Below are 20,137 nucleotides of genomic sequence, written 5' to 3' on the forward strand. Positions count from 1 at the left end.
GAGGGAGGTGCGCCGGTGAACGTGTCGCGGGGCTGGACCGAGTTCGTCGCCGACCTGGCCGACCACGTACCGGGTGGGGTGGCCGGGCTGGCCGCGCTGGTGCTGCTGCTCGCCGGGATCGCGCTGCTGGCGCTGTACTGGCGGCCGCGACGCCGGCGGCACCCCGAGCCGGTCGATCCGCCGGCCGCGGTCGAGCCGCCGGAGCCGGCGGCCGACGACGACGCGGTACCGGAGCTGCCGCCGGCGCAGCTCGCCTCGCTCGCCGACCGGTACGCAGCGGCCGGCCGCTACGCCGAGGCGGTCCGGGAGCGGCTGCGGGCGATGGTGCGCGAGCTGGTCGAGCGCGGGGTGCTGGCGCACCGTCCGGAGTGGACGGTCACCGAGCTGGCCGCGGCCGCCGGCCGCGCGGCGCCGCAGCTGGCCGGGACGATGACCGAGGCGGCCGAGGTGTTCTCCCGGATCTGGTACGCCCGGCGCACGGCCACCGCGGCCGACGACGCCCGGATGCGTACCCTGGCCACGGCCGTGTCCGAGCGGGCGGGGGCGGCGCGATGACGACTCGATCGACCCGGCGGCGGTTGCGGTTCCGGCGCTGGATGGCGCCGGCGGCGGCGGTCGTGCTGCTGTTCACCGGCACGATCGTGACCTGGGCGGTGCAGCGGGTCACGCCGGCCGACGCGCAGTTCCTGGAGCCGGCCTCGCGCGCCGGCATCGGCTCCGCGGCGATCGCGCACCGGCTGGCCGCCGCGGGCGCGCCGGTGCACCGGGTGGGCAGCTCGGCGGCGGCCCTGTCGGGCGCCACCGGCGACGCGACGCTGCTGGTCACGGCGCCGGGCTACGTGCAGCCGGCGCACCTCGCTCGGCTGCTGGGCACCCACCGGTACGGCCGGGTCGTGCTGGTCGCGCCGTCCCCAGCGGTGCTGGACGAGCAGCGGCTGCCCGCCCGCCGTACCGGCAGCCGGTGGACCACCGGGGTGGCCGACGCGGGCTGCGCCGGCGTGCGGTCGGCCGGGCCGGCGGCGGTCCGCGGTGACACGTACACGGCGACCGCGCCCGGCGCGCACCGGTGCTACGCCGGCGGCGTACTACAACTGCCGGCGAGCGGCGGACCGCAGGTGGTGCTGGTCGGCGCGGCGGACGTGTTCCGCAACGACCGGATCGGCGAGCATCGCAACGCGGCGCTGGCCGCGGCACTGCTCGGCACCCGCCCGGTGGTCTGGCTGAGCCTGCACCGGCCGGAGCCGGTGGAGCAGGCCCCGCTGCCGCCGGCACCGACCATCAGCCCGGACCGGCCGCATCCGACGGCGACCGGCCCCACGTTCCAGCCGCCCTCGGCGACGGTGGGCCCCGACTCCGGTTCCGGGGCGGGCGGCGACTCGTCGGCCGGCGGTGACCCGCCGAACCCGCTGTGGTCGGCGCTGCCACCCTGGGTGTGGGCGATCGTGGTCCAGCTGCTGGTCGCGGCGGTACTGTTCGCCGCGTGGCGGGCCCGGCGGCTCGGCGGGCCGGTGAGCGAACCGCTGCCGGTACTGGTGCCGAGCACCGAGACGGTCCTCGGCCGGGCCCGGCTGTACCGGCGCTCGAACGCGCGCGCGGCGGCCGCCGCGGCGCTGCGGGCCGGTACCCTTCGGCGGTTGCGGGCCGGGGTCGGCGACGCCGCCGAGGCGACCGGCACGGAGGCGCTGGCCACCGCGTCCGGTTGGCCGATCGAACGGGTCGAGTCGGTGTTGTACGGTTCGGCACCGGAGCGCGACGACGAACTGCGCGCGCTCGCCGCCGACCTGGCCGAGCTGCGACGCCGGGTGCTCGACCCGCATGACGGCAGTACGAGACAGGAGACTGGGCGTGCAGGACATCGGTGAGCCCCGGATCGGCACGATGCCGGACCCGCCGGCGATCGACGAGGACGGGGACGCCCGGGCGGCGCTGGGCCGGCTGCGCGCCGAGGTGAGCAAGGTCGTGGTCGGCCAGGACGCGGTGGTCTCGGGCCTGGTGATCGCGCTGGTGTGCCGCGGCCACGTGCTGCTGGAGGGCGTGCCGGGGGTGGCGAAGACGCTGCTGGTGCGCACGCTGGCGCGGGCGTTGTCGCTGTCGCACAAGCGGATCCAGTTCACCCCGGACCTGATGCCGGGCGACGTCACCGGTTCGCTGGTGTACGACGCGCGCAGCGCCGAGTTCGAGTTCCGCGAGGGGCCGGTGTTCACCAACCTGCTGCTCGCCGACGAGATCAACCGGACGCCGCCGAAGACGCAGTCTGCGCTGCTGGAGGCGATGGAGGAGCGGCAGGTCACCATCGACGGGGTGGCCCGCACCCTGCCGGATCCGTTCACGGTCGCCGCCACCCAGAACCCGATCGAGTACGAGGGGACCTACACGCTGCCGGAGGCGCAGCTGGACCGGTTCCTGCTGAAGCTGACGGTACCGCTGCCGGAGCGCACCGCGGAGCTGGCGATGCTGTCCGCGCACCATCGCGGCTTCGACCCGCACGACCTCGCCGCGGCCGGCGTGCAGCCGGTGGCCGGGCCGGCCGACCTGGCCGCGGCGCACCGGCAGGCCGGTGCGGTGCAGGTCGCCGACGTGGTCCTCGCGTACCTGCTGGACGTGTGCCGGGCGACCCGGACGGCGCCGTCGCTGGCGCTGGGTGCCTCGCCGCGCGCCTCGGCCGCGCTGCTGTCGGCGGTGAAGGCGTGGGCGTGGCTCGCCGGCCGCGACTTCGTCACGCCGGACGACGTGAAGGCGCTGCTCCGGCCGGTACTGCGGCACCGGGTGCGGCTGCGGCCGGAGGCGGAGCTGGCCGGCGTCACCAGCGACGCCGTGCTCGACTCGGTTCTCGCCAGCGTCCCGACGCCGCGCTGACCGCGATGGCCACCCCACCCCGCGCGGTGCCCGCCCGCACGTGCCGCGCCCCGGCGGCGCCGGTGTGCTGCGGCGATCGGGGGCGGCGATGCTGACCTGGCGGCCGGTTGCGCTGCTCGCCGTGCTGGCGGTGGCGCTGCCGCTGTGGCCGAACCCGCAGCTCGGGGTGGCGTGCTCGGTCGCCGCGGTGCTGGCGCTGTCCATCGTGGACATGGTGGCCGCGGCACCGATCTCCAGGGTCCGGTTGTCCCGCACCGGTGACACCCGGGTCCGGTTGGGCGAGTCGGCGACGGTACGGCTGCACGTGCGCAACGAGGCGACCCGGCCGCTGCGGGCCACGGTGCGGGACGCCTGGGTACCGTCGGCAGGCGCGGACCGGCCGGTCCGGCAGGTGTCGCTGCCGGCCGGCGGCAGCGCGACGATCACCATGACGCTGACCCCGATCCGGCGCGGTGACCGGCCGGCGCGGCGGGTCACGGTCCGCTCGTACGGCCCGCTGCGGTTCGGCTACCGGCAGGCGAGCGCCCGGGCCGCGGCCGCGATGACGCCGCGGTGGCGACTGCGGGTGTTGCCCCGCTTCTCCGCCCGCCGGTACCTGCCGGAGAAGCTCGCCCGGCTGCGGGTGCTGGACGGCGCGGTGACGATCCGCGGCCGCGGCCAGGGCACCGAGTTCGACGCGCTGCGCGAGTACGTACCGGGCGACGACGTGCGGTCGATCGACTGGCGGGGTACCGCCCGCAGCGCCGATGTGCTGGTGCGCACCTGGCGGCCGGAACGGGACCGCCGGGTGCTGTGCGTGCTGGACACCGGCCGCACCGCGGCGGTCCGGATCGGCGACGAGCCGCGGCTGGACGCCGCCCTGGACGCCTGCCTGCTGCTCGCCGCAGTCGCCTCCCGCGGCGGTGACCGGGTCGACCTGCTCGCCGCCGACACCGAGGTACGTGCGGCGGTTCGGGGCGCGGGCGCGGCCAGCCTGCTGCCCCGGTTCGCCGACGCGCTGGCGCCGCTGACGCCGGCGCTGGTGGAGACCGACTTCGAGCTGGTCACCGGGGAGATCCTGCGCACCGAGCGGAAGCGCTCGTTGGTCGTGCTGTTCACCGAGCTCGCTCCGGGCGCGCTGGTGGAGGGGCTGCTTCCGGTGCTGCCGATGCTGACCGACCGGCACACGGTGCTGCTCGCCGCAACGCACGACGACACCCTGGACCGGCTGACCGACCGGCACGACGGTCTCCCCGAGGTGTACGGGGCGGCCGCCGCCGAGCGGGCCCTGGCGGAGCGGCGCCGCATCGCCGATGCGTTGCGGCGCAACGGTGTCGTGGTGGTCGACGCCGCGGCGGCCGAGTTCGCCAGCGCGGTCACCGACAGGTACCTCGACCTCAAGGCGACCGGGCGGCTCTGACCGGTGATGCCCGAGTTCCGCCAAGCTCCTGGTTCGCCCGGGCGGAGCTCGGACGACCGCTAGGGTCTGTTTCGGAGCCCCCGGCCGAGCGAGGCGAGTCCCGTTTGTCTGCTCGCAAGGCGGAGGGCAGTTCGTGTGCCGGGCTTGCACACGGGCTGTCCGACAACGCCGCGAGCGGGCAAACGGGGCCGCCGCAGCCGGCACGCGGGACTTGCGAAACAGACGCTAGGAGGCGAGTCGTTCCCCGGCTCGCCGGGCCGGTGCGACACCGTGGTCGGGCTGGTTGATCTCGGCCCACACCGCGTCGAGGGACAGCCCGAGCACGGCGGCGATCGCCGCGATGGTGGAGAAGGCGGGGGTGGCCACCCGGCCGGACTCGATCTTGCGGAGCGTCTCGGGCGAGACGCCGGCGTCGAGGGCGGTGTCGAGCATCGAGCGCCCGCCCCGGGCTCGGCGCAACAGGGCACCCAGGCGGGCACCGCGTTCGAGCTCGGCGGGACTGAGCGGCAACCTGACCATGAGCCGATTCTAATACCGGGATAGTATTGCCGGTATAGTTATTGGACGAGCGGAAGCGGAACCCATGATCGAGATCCTGAACGACACCGAGCTGGCCCGGGCGAAGGTCACCGGCGCGCTGGTCGCCGACATCCTCCAGGCGCTCAAGGCCCGCAGCACCGTCGGTACCAACCTGCTGGAGATCGACGGCTGGACCAGGGAGATGATCGTCGCGGCCGGCGCGGAGTCCTGCTACGTCGACTACGAGCCGTCGTTCGGCCGCGGCCCGTTCGGCCACTACATCTGCACGTCGGTCAACGACGCCGTGCTGCACGGCATGCCGCACGACTACGCGCTCGCCGACGGCGACCTGCTCAGCCTCGACCTCGCGGTCGCCAAGGACGGCGTCGCGGCCGACGCCGCGATCAGCTTCGTGGTGGGCGACACGCAGCCGCCGGAGAGCCTCGCGATGATCGACGCGACCCAGCGGGCGCTGCGTGCCGGCATCGCCGCCGCCCGGCCGGGGGCCCGCATCGGCGATCTCTCGCACGCCATCGGCGAGGTGCTGACCGCCGCCGGGTACCCGATCAACACCGAGTTCGGCGGGCACGGCATCGGCTCGACAATGCACCAGGACCCGCACATCCCGAACACCGGTCGCCCCGGCCGCGGCTACACCCTGCGGCCCGGGCTGCTGCTTGCGCTGGAGCCGTGGATCATGGCCGACACCGCCCAGCTGATCACCGACGCCGACGGCTGGACGCTGCGCAGCGCCACCGGCAGCCGGACCGTGCACAGCGAGCACACCATCGCCGTCACCGCCGACGGAGCCGAGATCCTCACCCTGCCGACGCCGCGCTGACCGCAGTGGCGCCGCACCGCAGCGGCGCTGGATGCGGTGACTTTCCGTTACTGGCCGGCGCCGCCTGTCCGACCGCGTCGCACCCGACCACCCGGAGCAACCGGACTTCGACTGTGGGCAAGCATCCGATGAACCGCAGATCACCGGGATGAGTCGGACTTGCGCGGCGGCCTACCATCGGTCGCCGACACGATGTGCCGGCCCCGCCGACCCATGCGGGACACAGCCAGCGCACAGGGAGAAGCGGTGCCCGCCATCACGTTCCGTCGACGAATCCGGTACTGGTTCGACCGGACGATGTCCAGGGGCACCCCCGCCCTCGTCGGCTGGCTCGCCGTCGCCTCGCTCGCCGTCGTCGTCATCGGCGGCGTCCTGGCCTGGCTGGTGGAGTTGCTGGTCCACCCCGGCTCCAGCGAGGGCGAGCCGCATGGGCTGCTCGCCTCGCTGTGGCAGGCCGTCCTGCACGCCATGGACCCCGGCACCGTCGCCGGCGACACCGGGCACTGGTGGTACATCGCGATCGCGTTCCTGATCACCATCGGCGGGATCATGATCGTCACCGCCTTCATCGGTGTGCTCACCACCGGCCTGGACGCGAAGCTCACCGACCTGCGCAAGGGTCGTTCGGAGGTGCTCGAGCAGGGACACACCGTCGTACTCGGCTGGTCCGACCAGGTGTTCACGGTGCTGTCGGAGCTTGCCGAGGCCAACGAGAACCAGCGCAAGTCGTGCGTGGCGATCCTGGCCGACCGGGACAAGGTCGAGATGGAGGACGAGATCCGGGCCAAGGTGCCCGACGTCGGCCGGATGCGCATCGTCTGCCGCACCGGCGATCCGGTGGACCCGGACGACATCATGATCGTCAACCCGGCCGAGGCGAAGTCGGTGATCATCCTGCCGCTCGCGGAGTCGAACCCGGACGCCAACCTGGTCCGTACCCTGCTCGCGATCAACCGGGCCCGCGAGGGCACCGCCCAGCCCTGCCCGATCGTCGGGTGCGTGAGCGAGACGAAGAACCTCGCCGCGGCCCGGCTCGCCGGCGGCCCGAACGCGTACCTGATCGACGCGAACGACATCGCGGCCCGGCTCATCGTCCAGACCTGCCGGCAGTCCGGGCTGTCGGTGGTGTACACCGACCTGCTCGACTTCGGCGGCGACGAGGTGTACCTGAAGGAGGAGCCGGCGCTGGTCGGGCACACCTACGCCGACGCGCTGCACGCGTACCGCACCTCGTCGATCATCGGGATCCTCGGCGCGGACGGGCGGAACGTCGTCAACCCGGACAGCCGGACGCCGATCCGGCCCGGCGACCGGCTGATCGCGATCTCCGAGGACGACGACACCGTCGTGCTGTCGCCCACCGGCCCGGCACCGGTGCACGGCCCCGCGATCACCGCGATCCCGAACTCGCCGCCGATCAAGGAACGCACCCTGATCCTCGGCTGGAACGCCCGCGCCGAGGGCGTGCTGCGCCAGCTCGACCAGTACGTGTCGCCCGGCTCCGAGGCGCACGTGGTGGCGAGCCATCCCGATGCCGGCCCGTGCATGCGCAAGCTCACCGTGACCAACATGCTGCTCGACCTCAAGTCCGAGGACAGCTCGGACCGGGCGGTACTGGAACAGCTGCGGGTCCAGGACTTCGACCACATCATCGTGCTGTGCGGCGACGACGTCGATCCGCAGCTGGCCGACTCGCGTACCCTCGCCACGCTGCTGCAGCTGCGCGACATGGAACAGCAGCTCGGCGACCGGTTCTCCATCGTCAGCGAGATGGCGGACGACCGGAACCGGGCGCTCGCCCAGGTCACCCAGGCCGACGACTTCATCGTCAGCGACAAGCTGCTGACGCTGATGATGACGCAGGTGTCGGAGAACCCGCACCTGGCCCAGCTGTTCAACGACCTGTTCGACGCCGACGGCTGCGAGATCTACCTCAAGCCGGCCGGCCGGTACGTGCGGCCGGGGGTGCCGATCAACTACCAGACGGTGGTCGAGGCGGCCCGGGCGAAGGGCGAGTCGGCGATCGGCTACCGGGTCGCGACGCAGTCGCACCAGCCGCCGACGTTCGGCATCGTGCTCAACCCGGACAAGGCGGCGCCGCTGACCATCCGCCCCGGCGACAGCGTCATCGTGCTCGCCGAGGACTGACCCTCCCGGGCGTCAGCTCAGGAAGCGGTCGACCAGCAGGGCCAACCGGTCGGCGGTACGGCCGGGGCGCAGCCGGTGGCTGTCGCCGAGCGAGACGAGGCCGTGCAGGGCCGCCCAGAACGTCTCGGTGAGCGTCTCCAGGTCGACACCGGGCCGGGCGAACGGCCGTACGGTCGCCATGAACTCGCCGAACGCCGCGCGCAGCGTCGCCGGGCTCGCCGCGGTGCCGAAGGACAGATCGCTGGTGAGCGTGAACATCGCCGCGTAGAGCGCGGGTTGCTGCGCGGCGAACTCGACGTAGCTGGCCGCGACGGCACGCATCGCCGCCGCCGGGTCGCTCTCGCCCTCCCGGGCCGCGCGCAGGCGCTCGCTCAGCTCCCCGATGCCCTCCAGCGCGGCCGCTTCCATGATCGCCTCCTTCCCGCGGAAGTGGCTGTACAGCACGGGCTGGCTGTATTCGATCCGGGCGGCGAGCCGGCGGGTGGTGACCGCGTCCCAGCCTTCGGCCTCGGCCAGCTCACGGGCCGCGGTGACGATCAGCTGGTGTCGCTCGGCGCGTTCCCGTTCCCGACGGGACTGGATGCTCATGGGTCGATCCTAGCATTGCTAGATTAAAAATCAGTGCTACTCTTTCGCTGACCACAAACCTAGCGTTGCTAGATTTCATCGGTCGGGCCGCCGGCCCGACCCCACGATTCGGAGCAGTCATGACCATCGCCGGTACCGTCATCGCCGCCGTGATCTCCGCCGCCCTGGTGTGGATCGGAATCCGGTTCCTCGTCGTCCCGCGAGCCGCAGCCGCCGGCTACGGCATCCCCGCCGACCCCGACGGCGACGCCGGCACCTACCTGTCGGTCAAGGGCAACCGCGACCTCGCCTGCGCGCTGATGATCGCGGTGCCGCTGATCCTCGGCGCGCACACCGTCGCCGGCTGGATCCTGTTCGCCGGCAGCGTGGCCGCGTTCGCCGACTGCCTGACCGTGCTGCGGCGCGGCGGCCCGAAGATCGTCGCGTACGCGGTGCACGCCGGCACCGGCGTCCTCGCCGTGGTGGGCGGCCTGCTCCTGCTGCTCGGCTGAGGCCGTCGGGGGCCACGCGGCCCCCGACGGTCGGCGAGCGTCAGGCCGGGCGGAGGGTGAGCCGGGTGAGGTTCTCCCCCACCGTTCGGCTCTCGGCCAGGCGCAACGGCCACACGGCGTCGGTCGCACCGAACAGCCGCTCGCCGGCGCCGACCACGAACGGGTATGTCACCAACCGCAGCTCGTCGACCAGGTCCGCCGCCAGCAGGGCGCGCGCCAGCCGGCCGCTGCCGTACAGCACGATCTCGCCGCTGCGCTCCCGCTTCAGCGCCGCGACCGCCTCGGTGACCGGGCCGGTCAGTACCGTGGTGTTCGCCCAGCTGTCCGCGTCGGTGGTCCCGGCCACGACGTACTTGGGCAGCTCGCGCAGCCGGTCCGCCCAGCCGCCGGAACGCGACGGCCAGCCCTGCGCCACGAACCACTCGTACGTCCGCCGGCCCAGCAACAGCGCGTCCGCACCGAGCGCCTCGTCGTACTCCAGCTTCGCCCAGGCCTCCCGGTCGGCCGCCCCGATCCGGCCGTACCAGTCGCCCCGGTCGAAGCCCTCGCCCACCTCGACGACGCCGTCGACCGAAACGTTCTCGCTGATCACGATCCTTGCCATGATGGACCCCCAAGGTCACGTGCTCGACTGTCACCGGGGTAGACACCACGGCACGGCGCACGTGGCGCCACGCCGACGTGACAAGACCGACACCCGCCCGGCGCCCCCTTTCCGGTCCCGGCGGTGTCCATACCGGCAAGGACGAGACCATCGAAACGATCCGGGGGTGGGTGTGATGCCGATCGAGCTGATGTCACGGGCACGGGCCGGCGACGGCGAGGCGTTCCGCGAGCTGACCGAGCCGTACCGGCGGGAACTGCAGGTGCACTGCTACCGGATGCTCGGCTCCTTCCACGACGCCGAGGACGCGCTGCAGGACACGCTGCTGTCCGCATGGCGCGGCTTCGCCGGCTTCGAGGGCCGCGCGTCGCTGCGCACCTGGCTGTACCGGATCGCCACCCACCGGTGCCTGAACGCGCGCCGCGCCGCCGGCCGCCGCAACCCGGCCCGCTGGGCGATCCCGAACGTCGAACCGCCCGAGCCGACCCGGCTCGGCGAGGTGGTCTGGCTGGAGCCGTACCCGGACGCGCTGCTCGCCGACCCCGACACGGCGCCGCCCGGCCCGGAGGTACGCATCGAGCAGGCCGAGGCCATCTCGCTCGCGTTCGTGACCGCGCTGCAGACGCTGCCGCCGCGCCAGCTCGCCGTCCTCATCCTGCGCGACGTGCTCGGGTTCCGGGCGGACGAGGTGGCGACCATGCTCGACACCACCGTCGACGCGGTGAAGAGCGCCCTCAAACGAGCCCGGTCCGGCCTGCGGGACCGGCAGCAGGCCGGCGAGGAACCGCCACCGGCCGCACCGGCCGAGCGGGCGATCGTGGCACGGTTCGTCGCCGCCTGGGAGTCGGCCGACCTCGACGCGCTGGTCGGGCTGCTCACCGACGACGTGTTCATGGCGATGCCGCCGCTGCCCCTCGAGTACGAGGGCCGGGAGGTGGTGGCCCGGTTCTGCGCCCTGCTGTTCGACGCCGGCCGCCGGTTCGAGCTGGTACCGACGCGGGCGAACGGGCAGCCGGCCTTCGGCGCCTACCTGTGCGGGCCGGACGGGACCCGGCACGGCACCGGGCTGTACGTTCTCGGCCTGGCCGGCGACCGCATCGCCGCGATGACCCGGTTCGACGCCGGCACGCTCGCCCCCTTCGGCCTGCCGCGATCGTTGCCGCCGCGCTAGCGCGCCTGCGGCCGATCCGCACGCGGCGCCGGCACGCCGGGGCTGCTGCGCGATCGGTGTCGCCGCACCGGGGCGGCGTCGGCCGATTCCGGGTCGCGGGGTCGGGTCAGCGTGGTGCGTCCACCAGGCGGGTGAGCAGGGCGACGAGCCGGTCCCGCTCGGCCGGGGTCAGCGGCGCGAGGAAATCGTCCTGGATGCCGTCGACGACCTGGTCGAGCCGGTGCAGCTGGTCGGACCCGGCGGCGGTGATCGTGACGATCTTCCGCCGCCCGTGGTCGGGATCGGCCGAGCGCTCGACCAGCCGGCGTGACTCCAGTTCGGCCAGCGCGGCGGTCACGTCGCTGCGGTCGATCCCGGTCTGCCGGCCCAGCTGCGCCTGGCTCGCCGGTCCCCACTCCGCCAGCGCGGCGAGCAGGCGGTAGTGGTAGCCGCGCAGCCCGTCCCCGCCGGCCCCGAAGCCGGCGTTGAGCAGCCCAGAAGAACGCGCGTACGCCCGGCTGACCAGCCAGGTCGCCCGGCCCTCGAGGCGGCTCGGGGTGCGGTCGGTGTCGCGATGTCGGGGAGGCACCAGACGAGCCTAACAGTTGTGGGTTCGACCAACACTCGCTATGTTGGTGTGGCCAACATTGTTCGACGGTCGGCCACGACCGGACAGGAGACGCCATCGTGCACACCCAGAACCGGCCCGGACGCGTACTCGTCGTCGGCCGCAGCCCGCACGTGCTCCTGGACACCGTCGACGCGCTGCGCGCGCTGGGCTACGCCGCCGACGCGACCAACCAGTTCGACCGGGTCCTCGACGAGTACGACGGCGCCGAGCTCGACGTCCTCGTCTTCGGCGGCATGGTCCCGGCCGACACGAAGCAACGGTTGCGCGCCAGCCTGCTCGCGCGCAACCCGCGGGTGGTCTTCGTCCAGGGACTCGCCGGCATCCCCGGCCTCGTCGCGGCCCAGGTGCAGGCCGCCACCGCCACCGAGGCGCCGGCCGACCAGATCGGCTACGACCCGGTCGGGCGCGCGGTGCAGCTCACCCTGGGCGAGGCCCGACACGTCACCGTGCAGGCGTGGTGGATGACCTCGTTCGCACCGCCGGAACCGCGCAGCACCACGCTGCGGGTGTTCGACGGCGACCTCGGTGCCGGCGCGCACACCGTGCGGCTGCCGGACGGGGTACCGGACATCGCCTCCTTCGCCGGGGTCACCGTCGGCGCGGCCGTCCGGGTGTTCACCGTCGGCGAGATGCCCCACGCCGTCACCCGGCTTGCGCCGAACACGGCCGCCGACGACCGGCTCCCCCCGGTCGACCAGGTCAGCACCGGACACAGCGACGGCTGACGGGCGGAGTCGGCGCACCTTGGGCGCACCGCTGTCCCGGCTCTCCCGCGGAGCGGTCCGCCCGGCAGTCGCCGACCCCGGCGTCAGTGCACCAGCGCGAGCGCGTGGCTGCTGTCGTTGAACCGCCGTCCACCGGACTCGGTGACGGTGACGATGTCCTCGATCCGGACCCCGAACCGGCCCGGCAGGTAGATGCCCGGCTCGATCGAGAAGCACATCCCCGGCACCAGCGGCTGCTTCTCCCCCGCGACGACGTACGGCGGCTCGTGCGTGGTCATCCCGATGCCGTGGCCGGTGCGGTGGATGAAGAACTCCCCGTAGCCGGCTTCGGTGACCACCCTGCGCGCGATCGCGTCCAGGTGCTCGCACGGTACGCCCGGCGCCACCGCCTCGAACGCCGCCTGCTGGGCCGCCCGTACCGCCTCGTGCACCTCGCGGACCTCGGCGCTCGGCTCGCCGACGTGCACCGTGCGGGTGGTGTCCGAGCCGTACCCGTCGCGCAGCCCGCCGAAGTCGAGCACCACCGTGTCGCCTTCCGCGATGACCCGGTCGGTCGGTTCGTGGTGCGGGCTCGCCCCGTTCCGGCCGGACGCGACGATGGTGAAATCGACCTGCTCGTGGCCGTGCTCGCGCAGCCCGGCCGCGAGATCGGCGGCGATGTCGACCTCCCGCCGACCGGCGAACCGCACCCCGAGGACCTGCTCGTACGTGGCGTCCGCGCCGGCGCCGGCCGCCGCCAGCCGGCCCAGCTCGTCGGCCTCCTTCACCGCGCGCAGCATCGGCAGCGCCTCGGACAGCCCCGCCCAGCACAGCTCCGGCACGGTGCGCTGCAACCCGAGCAGGTGCAGCGACCAGGCCGAGTCGGAGATGCCCAGCCGGCCGGCCGCCGGCAGCAGGTCGGCCAGCAGCCGGTACGGGTCGACGCCGTCGGTGAAGTCGGCGAACGTGAGGGCGGCCGGTGCCAGCTCCGCGGCCGGCCGCTCCAGCGTCGGCACCACCAGGGTCGGCGCGGCATCCGCGCGGACCACCAGCGCGGTCAGCCGCTCGGTGTCCGCCGGCGGTGTGTACCCGGACAGGTAGGCGAGGTCCGGACCCGGCGTGAGCACCAGCGCCGCCAGCCCCGCCGCTCGCGCCGCCGCCACCGCCCGCTCGCACCGCCGCCGGTACACCTCGGACCCGAACGCCGTGCCCCCCATGCTTCCCCCCGCTTCTCGCACGCTGTACCCCCTGCCGCAACGGTACTGAGCAGGCGGGACGCCTTGCCGCCGACGCCACGCACCGGGCACCTCCCCCGCCGGACGGCCGGTGCGGCGGCCAGCAGTTCGCAACACGGATGCGGGCCAGCCCGTCGGCGGCGATACTTCCGGCGTGATCAACCGCAGCAATCCGCCCAGCCTGCACGCGCCGGACGGCTACCACCACGTGACGATCGCCGAGGCGGGGCGCACCGCGTACCTTGCCGGGCAGTGCCCGGTCGACGCCGACGACCAGCTCGTCGGGCCCGGCGACGTGCTCACCCAGGTCGACCAGGTGGTGGCGAACTGCCTGCTCGCGCTGCGCGCCGCCGGCGCCGAACCGGACCAGGTGGTGCGCTCGGTGGTGTACGTGGCGAGCGACGAGCAGCCGGTCCTCGTGTCGGTGTGGGAGCGGCTGCAGGCGTCGCCGCTCGCGCCGGCGTTCACCACCGCGAGCACCCTGCTCGGGGTCACCGCGCTCGGCTACGCCGGCCAGCTCGTCGAGATCGACCTCACCGCGGCCCTGTCGTGACGGCAGCGGACGGCACCGAGGCGCTGCTGATCGGCGGCCGTTCCGGCGTCGGCAAGTCCAGTGTCGGCTGGGAGATCGCCGCGCTGCTGAAAGCGGCGGACGTGGCGCACACCTACGTCGAGGGCGACACGCTGGACCAGACCTGGCCGAAGCCGCCCGGCGACGCGACGCTCGCCACCCTCACCGAGGAGAACCTGCGCGCGCTGTGGCGCAACTTCGCCGCCCGCGGCCAGCGCCGGCTCATCTACACCAACACCTCGGCGGTACTCGACGCCGACCTGATCCGGCGCGCGACCGGCGCGGCGCGCTGCATCGGGGTACTGCTGACCGCGTCCGACACCACCACCCTGGGCAGGCTCGCGGCCCGCGAGATCGGCAGCGAACTCGACCTGCACACCCACCGCAGCGCCCAGATGGCCGACCGCCTGGACCGCGACGCCCCCAGCTGGGTGCACCGCGTTCCCACCGACGGCCGTACCGTCACGGACATCGCCACCGAGATCATCGGGATCACCACCTGGAGCTGAGGCCACTTCTTTGCGCTGAGGTGGGCCCGAAGCGCCGGTGCCCGGCTCGCGCGCGTTGCTGGCGGCGTCCCCCTGTTCGCGCTGCGTGCGCTCTTGTTGGTGGTGTAAAGGCCACCTCTGTTTCTCTTTTCACCCCTCGTGGGGGGACCGTGGGGAGCGGGCTTCGCCCCTCCCCACACCCCTCCCCGTCAAGGGGGCAGTCGCCCCCTTGACAATCCCCCACCGGAAAACCAGAGACGAGATCCTGACCCCGCCTGGCCCGTTTCGGAACGACGGGGTGTCGGTGCGGCCTACCCATCGCCGCCGGACCGCCACGCCAAACCAAACCCCCAACCCACCTGCGGGCCGCCGGGACACGAAGCGACGCGTTGCGAGGCGGGCGTTGCCGTGATGGACATGCCGGGCCGGGCCCCGGTCTTCTTCGACACGCACTCGGCGTCGAGGGGCATCGTCACCGGGCCTGGCAAGGGGATGGCCAAGGGGAATCCCCTTGGCGGGGAAGGAGCGCGAGGAGGGGGCGAAGCCCTCTCCTCGCATTCCCCCACGCGGGGTCCAAGCGTGAACAGAGGTGGCCTTTACACCAGCAACAACACAGCACCCCCGCGCGGACACGGCGCTTCGGGAGCACCTCAGCGCATAGAGGTGCGCACTGACCTCACCGCACGGCGCGAATGGACTCCCGCAAAGACGACATCGTGGCCATGATCGCGGTCGGCTCGTACCCGCAGTGCGCCATGCAGTTGGCACAGCGCGGATCCCGGCCCCGGCCGTACTTCTCCCAGTCGGTGTCCTCGACCAGCTCGCGGTAGCTCTTGGCGTAGCTGTCGCCCATCAGGTAGCAGGGCCGCTGCCAGCCGAACAGCGAGTACGACGGGATTCCCCAGGCGGTGCAGGCGAAGTCGCGCTTGCCCTCGAGGAAGTCCAGGAACGCCGGCGAGTGGTTGATCCGCCACTTCTCCCGGCGCCCGTTGGCGAACGCCTTGCGGAACAGCTCGCGGGTCTCCTCCACGCCGAGGAAGTGGTCCTGGTCCGGCGCCTTCTCGTACGCGTACGCCGGGGAGAGCATCATCCCGTCGACCTTCAGATCGTTGTTGAGGTAGTCGAGCACCTCGATGACGGTCTGCGGGGTGTCGGTGTTGAAGAACGTGGTGTTGGTGGTGACCCGGAATCCCCGGTCCTGCGCCATCTTGATGGCGTCCACCGCCTGCGTGAAGACACCCTTCTTCGCGACCGACTCGTCGTGCCGCTCCTCCAGGCCGTCGATGTGCACCGCGAAAGACAGGTACGGCGACGGGTGCAGCTTGTCGATCTTGCGCGGGATCAGCAGCGCGTTGGTGCACAGGTAGATGAACTTCTTGCGCTGGATCAGGCCCTCGACGATGTCCTCGACCTGCGGGTGCATCAGCGGCTCGCCGCCGGCCAGGCAGACCACCGGGGCGCCGCACTCGTCGGCGGCGGCGAGCGCCCGCTCCACCGGCATCCGCTGCTTGAGCACGTCGTGTGGGTGCTGGATCTTGCCGCAGCCCTCGCAGGCGAGGTTGCAGGCGAACAGCGGTTCGAGCTCCAGCGTGATCGGGAACTTCTTGCGACCGGCCAGCTTCTGCCGGAACAGGTACGCGCCGATCTTCGCCGCCTGCCGGAACGGGATACTCATCGCCGCGCGACTCCTTTGCTTCCGTGGTCCTCGGCCCGGCGCACGACCCGCGAACAACCAGGGCACACCGGACCACCCGAAGCGGTCATATCTGGACTACCACAGCGAACCGGTGCTGCGCAGTGGAAGCGCGATGCCGGCACCACCGAACGGTGGATCCACAGACCGTGCAGAGCGCGAATCCGGGCAGGTACCGCCGAAGCCTCCGCCGGCCCGCCCGGTCCACGGCACGATGGGCCGGGAACACCGTCGTGCCGGGCAGTCCGGACATGGGAGGGCACGGTGACACGGCTTCGTACGGCCATCGCCACGCTCGCGGTACTCACCGCCGCGGTCGCCACGACCGCCGGGTGCACCGGCGACGGCGCGGACACCAGGGACACGATCGCCGGCCCGACGCCGGCGGCGGACCGGACGGCGCTGTCGCTCTCGGTACGGCCGAAGGCGCATGCCACCGGCCTGCCGGTCAGCACCGAGATCGGTGCGACGGTGACCGGCGGGTCGGTCGAGGAGGTGCGGCTGGTCGACGCGCACGGCAACCACGTCGACGGCTCGCTGCGGCCGGACGGGACGAGCTGGGTGCCGGACCGCCCGCTGGCGTACCACCGGCGCTACACCGCGACCGTCGTCGCCGTCGGCGCGCGCCGGCAGCACGTCGAGCGCCGCACGACGTTCACCACCATGAGCGAACCGAGCAACCGCGTCGGCACCGGCATGTACGTGCAGGACGGCCAGACCTACGGGGTGGGCATGCCGATCGCGGTCGAGATCCTGCGCGACGTGCCGAAGAACCTGCGCGCCTCGGTGCAGCGGCGGCTGTTCGTGCACAGCGATCCGCCGCAACCGGGCGCCTGGCACTGGTTCGGTCCGCGGCGCGTCGAGTACCGTCCCGCGACCTGGTGGCAGCCGGGCACGAAGCTGACCGTACGGATGGCGCTCGGCGGCCTGCCGATGGGCCACGGCGGCTACGGCGACACCGACCGCAGCGCCACCGCCCGCATCAGCTCCGACCGGATCGAACTGCGGATCACCAACCGGCCCAAGCAGATGAAGGTGTACCGGAACGGCAGGCTGGCCCGCACGATGCCGGTCAGTCTCGGCAAGGCCGATGCGCCGTCCTCGTCCGGGCACATGGTGATCATGGACAAGGCCGCGCACACCGTCTTCGACACCCGCGGCATCCCGGGCGAGAACTACGTCGCACCGGTGGACAACGCGCAGCGGCTCACCTGGGGCGGCGAGTTCATCCACGCGGCGCCGTGGTCGGTGGCCGACCAGGGGCACCGCAACGTGTCGCACGGCTGCGTCAACATCTCCGATCCGGACGCGGCGTGGCTTTTCGCCCGCACCCACATCGGCGATCCCGTCACCGTGTCGGGTACCGGCACCAGGCTCGCCCCGGGCAACGGCTGGACCGACTGGGACATGGACTGGGACACCTTCGTGGCCGGCAGCGCGCTACCGGTGCCCGACTCGGTGCGCAACGCGACCGCCTACGACCCGTACCCGCGGCGCTGAGCCGACCCGGGCACGCCGGCCCCTCCCGGCCGAGGGCCAGGTGGCCGGTGGCGGGTCGCCCGGGTAAGGATGAGGATCATGAAGGCAATCGTGTTCGACCGTCACGGCGGTCCGACAGTACTGCAACTGACCGAGGTGGCGGTTCCCGAGCCGGGCAGGGGACAGGTACGCATCCGGGTGCGCGCGGCCGGCGTGAACCCGATCGACGGCAAGCTGCGGGCCGGCGGCGGCTGGCCGATCGAGCTGCCGTCGACCCCGGGCGTCGAGGGCGCCGGTGTGGTCGACGCGGTCGGTCCGGACACCGATGGCTTCGCGGTCGGCGACGAGGTGCTCGGCCACACCGCGACCGGGTCGTACGCGCAGTTCGCGCTGTCGGACCGGGTGGTGCCCAAGCCCGCGGGGCTGTCCTGGGACGTCGCCGCGGCGGTGCCGGTCGCGGCCGAGACCGCGCTGCGGGTGTTGCGGCTGCTCGACCTGTCCCCGGGGGAGACGCTGCTGGTCCACGGCGCGTCCGGCAGTGTCGGCAGCCTGGCCGGGCAGCTCGCGCGGCGGCGCGGCGTCACCGTCGTCGGTACCGCCGGCGCGGCCGGCCGGGACCGCCTCGGGCGGCTCGGGGTCACCGCGATCGCCTACGGCGACGGGCTCGTCGACCGGGTCCGGTCGGTCGCGCCGCACGGCGTCGACGCGGTGTTCGACGCGGCCGGCCGGGGTGCGCTGCCGGACTCCATCGCCCTGCGCGGTGGGCCGGAGCGCATCGTGACGATCGCCGATCCGAACGCGGCCGAGTACGGCGTGCTGTTCACCGGCGGCAGCGAGGTGATGGTCGAACCGGCCGCGATCGCCGAGGTGGCGAAGCAGGTCGCCGCGGGCGATCTGACCGTACCGATCGCCGCCCGGTACCAGCTGGCCGACGCCGCCGAGGCGCAGCGGCTCAGCGACACCGGGCACGCTGGCGGCAAGATCGTCCTCACCGTCGACTGACCGGTTCGGCCGGCGCGGCGGGCCCGGACCCTTACGCAGCGCTGTGCGCACAATCACACGCGGTTTAGCCGTGCTTGCCCGTTATCGTGCTGGTTACGCCTACGAGGCACAGCGGGAGCCGCGGATGGACGGTACGCACCTGGACCTCCGGTTCGCCGACGTGCTGCGCTCCTACCGCACCACGGCCCGGCTCAGCCAGCGGGAGCTGGCCGACCGGGCCGGGCTGAGCGTCGGTGCGGTGCGCGATCTGGAGCAGGGCCGGCGGCGGACGCCACGGCGCAGCACGGTCCGCCGGCTCGGCGCGGCGCTCGGGCTGCCCGCGCCGTCGGCGGCGGGACCGGACCCCGCCCGCCGGTTCGTGCTGCGGGTGCTCGGTCCCCTGGAGTTGCGGGTCGGCGGCCGGGCGGTCCGGCTCGGCCCACCCCGGCAGCGCGCCGTGCTCGGGCTGCTCGCGCTCTGCCCGAACGCGCTGGTGCACCGCGAGGAGATCATCGACCGGCTGTGGGCCCGCGCCGCGCCGGCGACCGCGGTACATCTCGTACAGGCGTACGTGAGTCGGCTCCGGGCGCTGCTGCTGCCGGACGCGCCGCCGGAGCGGCGGCGAGCGGTGCTCGAGTCGACCGGGGCGAGCTACCGGCTGCGGGTCCGGCCGGACGGACTCGACCTGCTGCGGTTCGGTCGGCTGACCGAACAGGCCCGCACCGCGGTCGCGGCCGGCAACCACCTGCTGGCCGGCGAGCGCTACGAGGCCGCGCTGCGGCTGTGGCGTGGCACCCCGTTGGCGGATGTCGACCTGCTCCGCGGCAGCGCACCGGTTGCCACGTTGGCCGAGCAGCGCGTCGCCACCGCCATCCGGTACGCCGAGGCCGCCGCCCGTACCGGACGGCACCACCCGGTGCCGCAGCTGCGGCTGCTCGCCGACGCCGACCCGTTGCACGAGGCACTGCACGCCCGGCTGATGCTCGCGCTGGCCGCCGGTGGCCAGCAGGCCGCGGCCCTGCGGGTGTACGCGGAGATCAGCGCCCGGCTGGCCGACCAGCTCGGCCTGACCCCCGGCCCGGAGCTGACCGACGCCCGGCTCCAGGTGCTCCGCGGCGGCGCCGATCCGCGGCCCGGCCCGGGGTGAGGCGCCGGCCCCGGCGCCCGGACGCTGTCAGCCGAGCCCGTGGTGGATGAGGCGCAGGGTCCGCTCGGCGACGTGGTCCGGGTCCGCGCCGCCCTCGACGGCGGCCATGGCCGACTGCAGCAGGCCGCCGACGAGCTGGGCCGTCAGCTGCGGGGCGGTGGGGCTGAGCTCGGCGATCGCTTCCTGGAGCGGCAGGTAGTGCAGCCGGTGGAGTTCGTGGACCCGGTCGCGGCATTCCTGGGGTAGTTCGGCCCGCATCAGGGCGGCCGCCGGGCGGTGGAGGCCCTGCGCGGCGAGCCGAAGCTCGGCACGCACGAAGGCGTCGATGTGTCCCGCCGGGTGCTCGACGGTGCGCAGCGCCTGGTCGCGGGCGGTGTCGGCGGCGGCGAAGGCGTCCTCGACGATGGCCGCCAGGATGGCGGCCCCGGAGGGGAAGTACTGGTAGAAGCTGGAACGGGCCAGGCCCGCGCGGGCGCCGACCGCGCCCGGGGTGACCGCGCCGGCGCCCTGCTCGATCAGGATGTCGATCGCGGCCCGGACCAACGCGGCACGTTGCTGGGCGCGGTGCTCGGCCACCGTGGCCGCGTTGATCTTGGGCATGGCGTGGGCGCG

Annotated in this window: 21 protein-coding genes; 14 read left to right on the plus strand and 7 right to left on the minus strand. The window is 73.5% G+C overall.

Going from position 1 to position 20,137, the window contains the following annotated elements; genetic code table 11:
- Positions 1-15 precede the first annotated feature (15 nt).
- The 4 genes from Asera_RS32250 to Asera_RS32265 all read left to right on the plus strand — a co-directional run bounded on the left by Asera_RS32250 (position 16) and on the right by Asera_RS32265 (position 4,255).
- Positions 16-555, plus strand: a complete 540-nt coding sequence (locus Asera_RS32250) for a DUF4129 domain-containing protein (protein WP_051802981.1) — start codon at positions 16-18, stop codon at positions 553-555.
- Positions 552-1,862, plus strand: a complete 1,311-nt coding sequence (locus Asera_RS32255) for a DUF4350 domain-containing protein (protein WP_157035159.1) — start codon at positions 552-554, stop codon at positions 1,860-1,862. The genes Asera_RS32250 and Asera_RS32255 overlap by 4 nt, the downstream gene beginning before the upstream one ends.
- A gap of 16 nt (positions 1,863-1,878) precedes the next feature.
- Positions 1,879-2,856: an AAA family ATPase gene (locus Asera_RS32260; protein WP_030449404.1), complete on the plus strand. Its 978-nt coding sequence runs from the start codon at positions 1,879-1,881 to the stop codon at positions 2,854-2,856.
- 88 nt (positions 2,857-2,944) lie between these two features.
- Positions 2,945-4,255 (plus strand): DUF58 domain-containing protein, encoded by a 1,311-nt coding sequence (locus Asera_RS32265; RefSeq protein ID WP_030449405.1) that lies wholly within the window; start codon positions 2,945-2,947, stop codon positions 4,253-4,255.
- Between the two features lie 225 nt (positions 4,256-4,480).
- Here the strand turns inward: Asera_RS32265 and Asera_RS32270 are convergent, their stop codons facing one another.
- The gene (locus tag Asera_RS32270) at positions 4,481-4,774 is read right to left on the minus strand and encodes a helix-turn-helix domain-containing protein (protein WP_212804786.1); all 294 of its coding nucleotides are present in this window, start codon (positions 4,772-4,774) and stop codon (positions 4,481-4,483) included.
- Between the two features lie 64 nt (positions 4,775-4,838).
- Between Asera_RS32270 and map the strand changes: the two genes are divergently transcribed.
- Entirely contained in the window at positions 4,839-5,615 is a 777-nt protein-coding gene (gene map / locus Asera_RS32275) for a type I methionyl aminopeptidase (RefSeq protein WP_030449407.1), read from the plus strand.
- A 246-nt stretch (positions 5,616-5,861) separates the two neighbouring features.
- Positions 5,862-7,763, plus strand: a complete 1,902-nt coding sequence (locus Asera_RS32280) for a CASTOR/POLLUX-related putative ion channel (protein WP_030449408.1) — start codon at positions 5,862-5,864, stop codon at positions 7,761-7,763.
- A gap of 12 nt (positions 7,764-7,775) precedes the next feature.
- On the opposite strand, the gene Asera_RS32285 is transcribed toward Asera_RS32280, so the two are convergent.
- Complete coding sequence (locus Asera_RS32285; RefSeq protein ID WP_030449409.1) at positions 7,776-8,351, minus strand: TetR/AcrR family transcriptional regulator; 576 nt, start codon at positions 8,349-8,351, stop codon at positions 7,776-7,778.
- 119 nt (positions 8,352-8,470) lie between these two features.
- Between Asera_RS32285 and Asera_RS32290 the strand changes: the two genes are divergently transcribed.
- On the plus strand, positions 8,471-8,842 hold the full coding sequence (locus tag Asera_RS32290; protein ID WP_030449410.1) for a DUF4267 domain-containing protein: 372 nt from the start codon (positions 8,471-8,473) through the stop codon (positions 8,840-8,842).
- 40 nt (positions 8,843-8,882) lie between these two features.
- On the opposite strand, the gene Asera_RS32295 is transcribed toward Asera_RS32290, so the two are convergent.
- Positions 8,883-9,446: a dihydrofolate reductase family protein gene (locus Asera_RS32295; protein ID WP_030449411.1), complete on the minus strand. Its 564-nt coding sequence runs from the start codon at positions 9,444-9,446 to the stop codon at positions 8,883-8,885.
- 175 nt (positions 9,447-9,621) lie between these two features.
- Here Asera_RS32295 and Asera_RS32300 point away from each other — a divergent pair, with 175 nt between their 5' ends.
- Positions 9,622-10,617, plus strand: coding sequence for a sigma-70 family RNA polymerase sigma factor (locus Asera_RS32300; protein WP_030449412.1), 996 nt, complete (start codon positions 9,622-9,624; stop codon positions 10,615-10,617).
- Between the two features lie 106 nt (positions 10,618-10,723).
- On the opposite strand, the gene Asera_RS32305 is transcribed toward Asera_RS32300, so the two are convergent.
- Positions 10,724-11,185, minus strand: coding sequence for a MarR family winged helix-turn-helix transcriptional regulator (locus Asera_RS32305; RefSeq protein ID WP_030449413.1), 462 nt, complete (start codon positions 11,183-11,185; stop codon positions 10,724-10,726).
- A gap of 98 nt (positions 11,186-11,283) precedes the next feature.
- On the opposite strand from Asera_RS32305, the gene Asera_RS32310 reads away from it, so the two are divergent.
- Positions 11,284-11,952, plus strand: coding sequence for a hypothetical protein (locus Asera_RS32310; RefSeq protein ID WP_035298556.1), 669 nt, complete (start codon positions 11,284-11,286; stop codon positions 11,950-11,952).
- Between the two features lie 83 nt (positions 11,953-12,035).
- Here Asera_RS32310 and Asera_RS32315 read toward each other — a convergent pair whose 3' ends face one another.
- Complete coding sequence (locus Asera_RS32315; RefSeq protein WP_030449415.1) at positions 12,036-13,148, minus strand: aminopeptidase P family protein; 1,113 nt, start codon at positions 13,146-13,148, stop codon at positions 12,036-12,038.
- A gap of 172 nt (positions 13,149-13,320) precedes the next feature.
- Between Asera_RS32315 and Asera_RS32320 the strand changes: the two genes are divergently transcribed.
- Positions 13,321-13,719 (plus strand): RidA family protein, encoded by a 399-nt coding sequence (locus tag Asera_RS32320; protein WP_030449416.1) that lies wholly within the window; start codon positions 13,321-13,323, stop codon positions 13,717-13,719.
- Positions 13,716-14,246: a nucleoside/nucleotide kinase family protein gene (locus Asera_RS32325; protein ID WP_030449417.1), complete on the plus strand. Its 531-nt coding sequence runs from the start codon at positions 13,716-13,718 to the stop codon at positions 14,244-14,246. The genes Asera_RS32320 and Asera_RS32325 overlap by 4 nt, the downstream gene beginning before the upstream one ends.
- Positions 14,247-14,901: 655 nt before the next feature.
- Here Asera_RS32325 and hpnH read toward each other — a convergent pair.
- Entirely contained in the window at positions 14,902-15,900 is a 999-nt protein-coding gene (gene hpnH / locus Asera_RS32330; RefSeq protein WP_030445142.1) for an adenosyl-hopene transferase HpnH, read from the minus strand.
- A 282-nt stretch (positions 15,901-16,182) separates the two neighbouring features.
- Between hpnH and Asera_RS32335 the strand changes: the two genes are divergently transcribed.
- From Asera_RS32335 to Asera_RS32345, 3 genes are all read left to right on the plus strand, one after another.
- Positions 16,183-17,418, plus strand: a complete 1,236-nt coding sequence (locus Asera_RS32335) for a L,D-transpeptidase (RefSeq protein WP_084131024.1) — start codon at positions 16,183-16,185, stop codon at positions 17,416-17,418.
- 78 nt (positions 17,419-17,496) lie between these two features.
- Positions 17,497-18,399 carry an NADP-dependent oxidoreductase gene (locus Asera_RS32340; RefSeq protein ID WP_030445140.1) on the plus strand — a complete coding sequence of 301 codons (903 nt, stop codon included), beginning with the start codon at positions 17,497-17,499 and terminating at the stop codon, positions 18,397-18,399.
- 124 nt (positions 18,400-18,523) lie between these two features.
- Complete coding sequence (locus Asera_RS32345; RefSeq protein ID WP_035295631.1) at positions 18,524-19,525, plus strand: BTAD domain-containing putative transcriptional regulator; 1,002 nt, start codon at positions 18,524-18,526, stop codon at positions 19,523-19,525.
- Between the two features lie 27 nt (positions 19,526-19,552).
- Here the strand turns inward: Asera_RS32345 and Asera_RS32350 are convergent, their stop codons facing one another.
- The gene (locus Asera_RS32350) at positions 19,553-20,125 is read right to left on the minus strand and encodes a TetR/AcrR family transcriptional regulator (protein ID WP_030445139.1); all 573 of its coding nucleotides are present in this window, start codon (positions 20,123-20,125) and stop codon (positions 19,553-19,555) included.
- Positions 20,126-20,137 lie beyond the last annotated feature (12 nt).

It is taken from the genome of Actinocatenispora sera, from assembly GCF_018324685.1.
Taxonomy (GTDB): Bacteria; Actinomycetota; Actinomycetes; order Mycobacteriales; family Micromonosporaceae; genus Actinocatenispora; species Actinocatenispora sera.

Excerpts from the sequence above, each read along its gene's own strand:
- Asera_RS32295 (WP_030449411.1), bottom strand. The coding sequence starts at position 9,446 with ATGGCAAGGATCGTGATCAGCGAGAACGTTTCGGTCGACGGCGTCGTC.
- Asera_RS32340 (WP_030445140.1), top strand. The coding sequence starts at position 17,497 with ATGAAGGCAATCGTGTTCGACCGTCACGGCGGTCCGACAGTACTGCAA.
- Asera_RS32285 (WP_030449409.1), bottom strand. The coding sequence starts at position 8,351 with ATGAGCATCCAGTCCCGTCGGGAACGGGAACGCGCCGAGCGACACCAG.
- Asera_RS32315 (WP_030449415.1), bottom strand. The coding sequence starts at position 13,148 with ATGGGGGGCACGGCGTTCGGGTCCGAGGTGTACCGGCGGCGGTGCGAG.
- Asera_RS32290 (WP_030449410.1), top strand. The coding sequence starts at position 8,471 with ATGACCATCGCCGGTACCGTCATCGCCGCCGTGATCTCCGCCGCCCTG.
- Asera_RS32350 (WP_030445139.1), bottom strand. The coding sequence starts at position 20,125 with ATGCCCAAGATCAACGCGGCCACGGTGGCCGAGCACCGCGCCCAGCAA.
- Asera_RS32255 (WP_157035159.1), top strand. The coding sequence starts at position 552 with ATGACGACTCGATCGACCCGGCGGCGGTTGCGGTTCCGGCGCTGGATG.
- Asera_RS32345 (WP_035295631.1), top strand. The coding sequence starts at position 18,524 with ATGGACGGTACGCACCTGGACCTCCGGTTCGCCGACGTGCTGCGCTCC.
- Asera_RS32260 (WP_030449404.1), top strand. The coding sequence starts at position 1,879 with ATGCCGGACCCGCCGGCGATCGACGAGGACGGGGACGCCCGGGCGGCG.
- map (WP_030449407.1), top strand. The coding sequence starts at position 4,839 with ATGATCGAGATCCTGAACGACACCGAGCTGGCCCGGGCGAAGGTCACC.
- Asera_RS32300 (WP_030449412.1), top strand. The coding sequence starts at position 9,622 with ATGCCGATCGAGCTGATGTCACGGGCACGGGCCGGCGACGGCGAGGCG.
- Asera_RS32270 (WP_212804786.1), bottom strand. The coding sequence starts at position 4,774 with ATGGTCAGGTTGCCGCTCAGTCCCGCCGAGCTCGAACGCGGTGCCCGC.
- hpnH (WP_030445142.1), bottom strand. The coding sequence starts at position 15,900 with ATGAGTATCCCGTTCCGGCAGGCGGCGAAGATCGGCGCGTACCTGTTC.
- Asera_RS32265 (WP_030449405.1), top strand. The coding sequence starts at position 2,945 with ATGCTGACCTGGCGGCCGGTTGCGCTGCTCGCCGTGCTGGCGGTGGCG.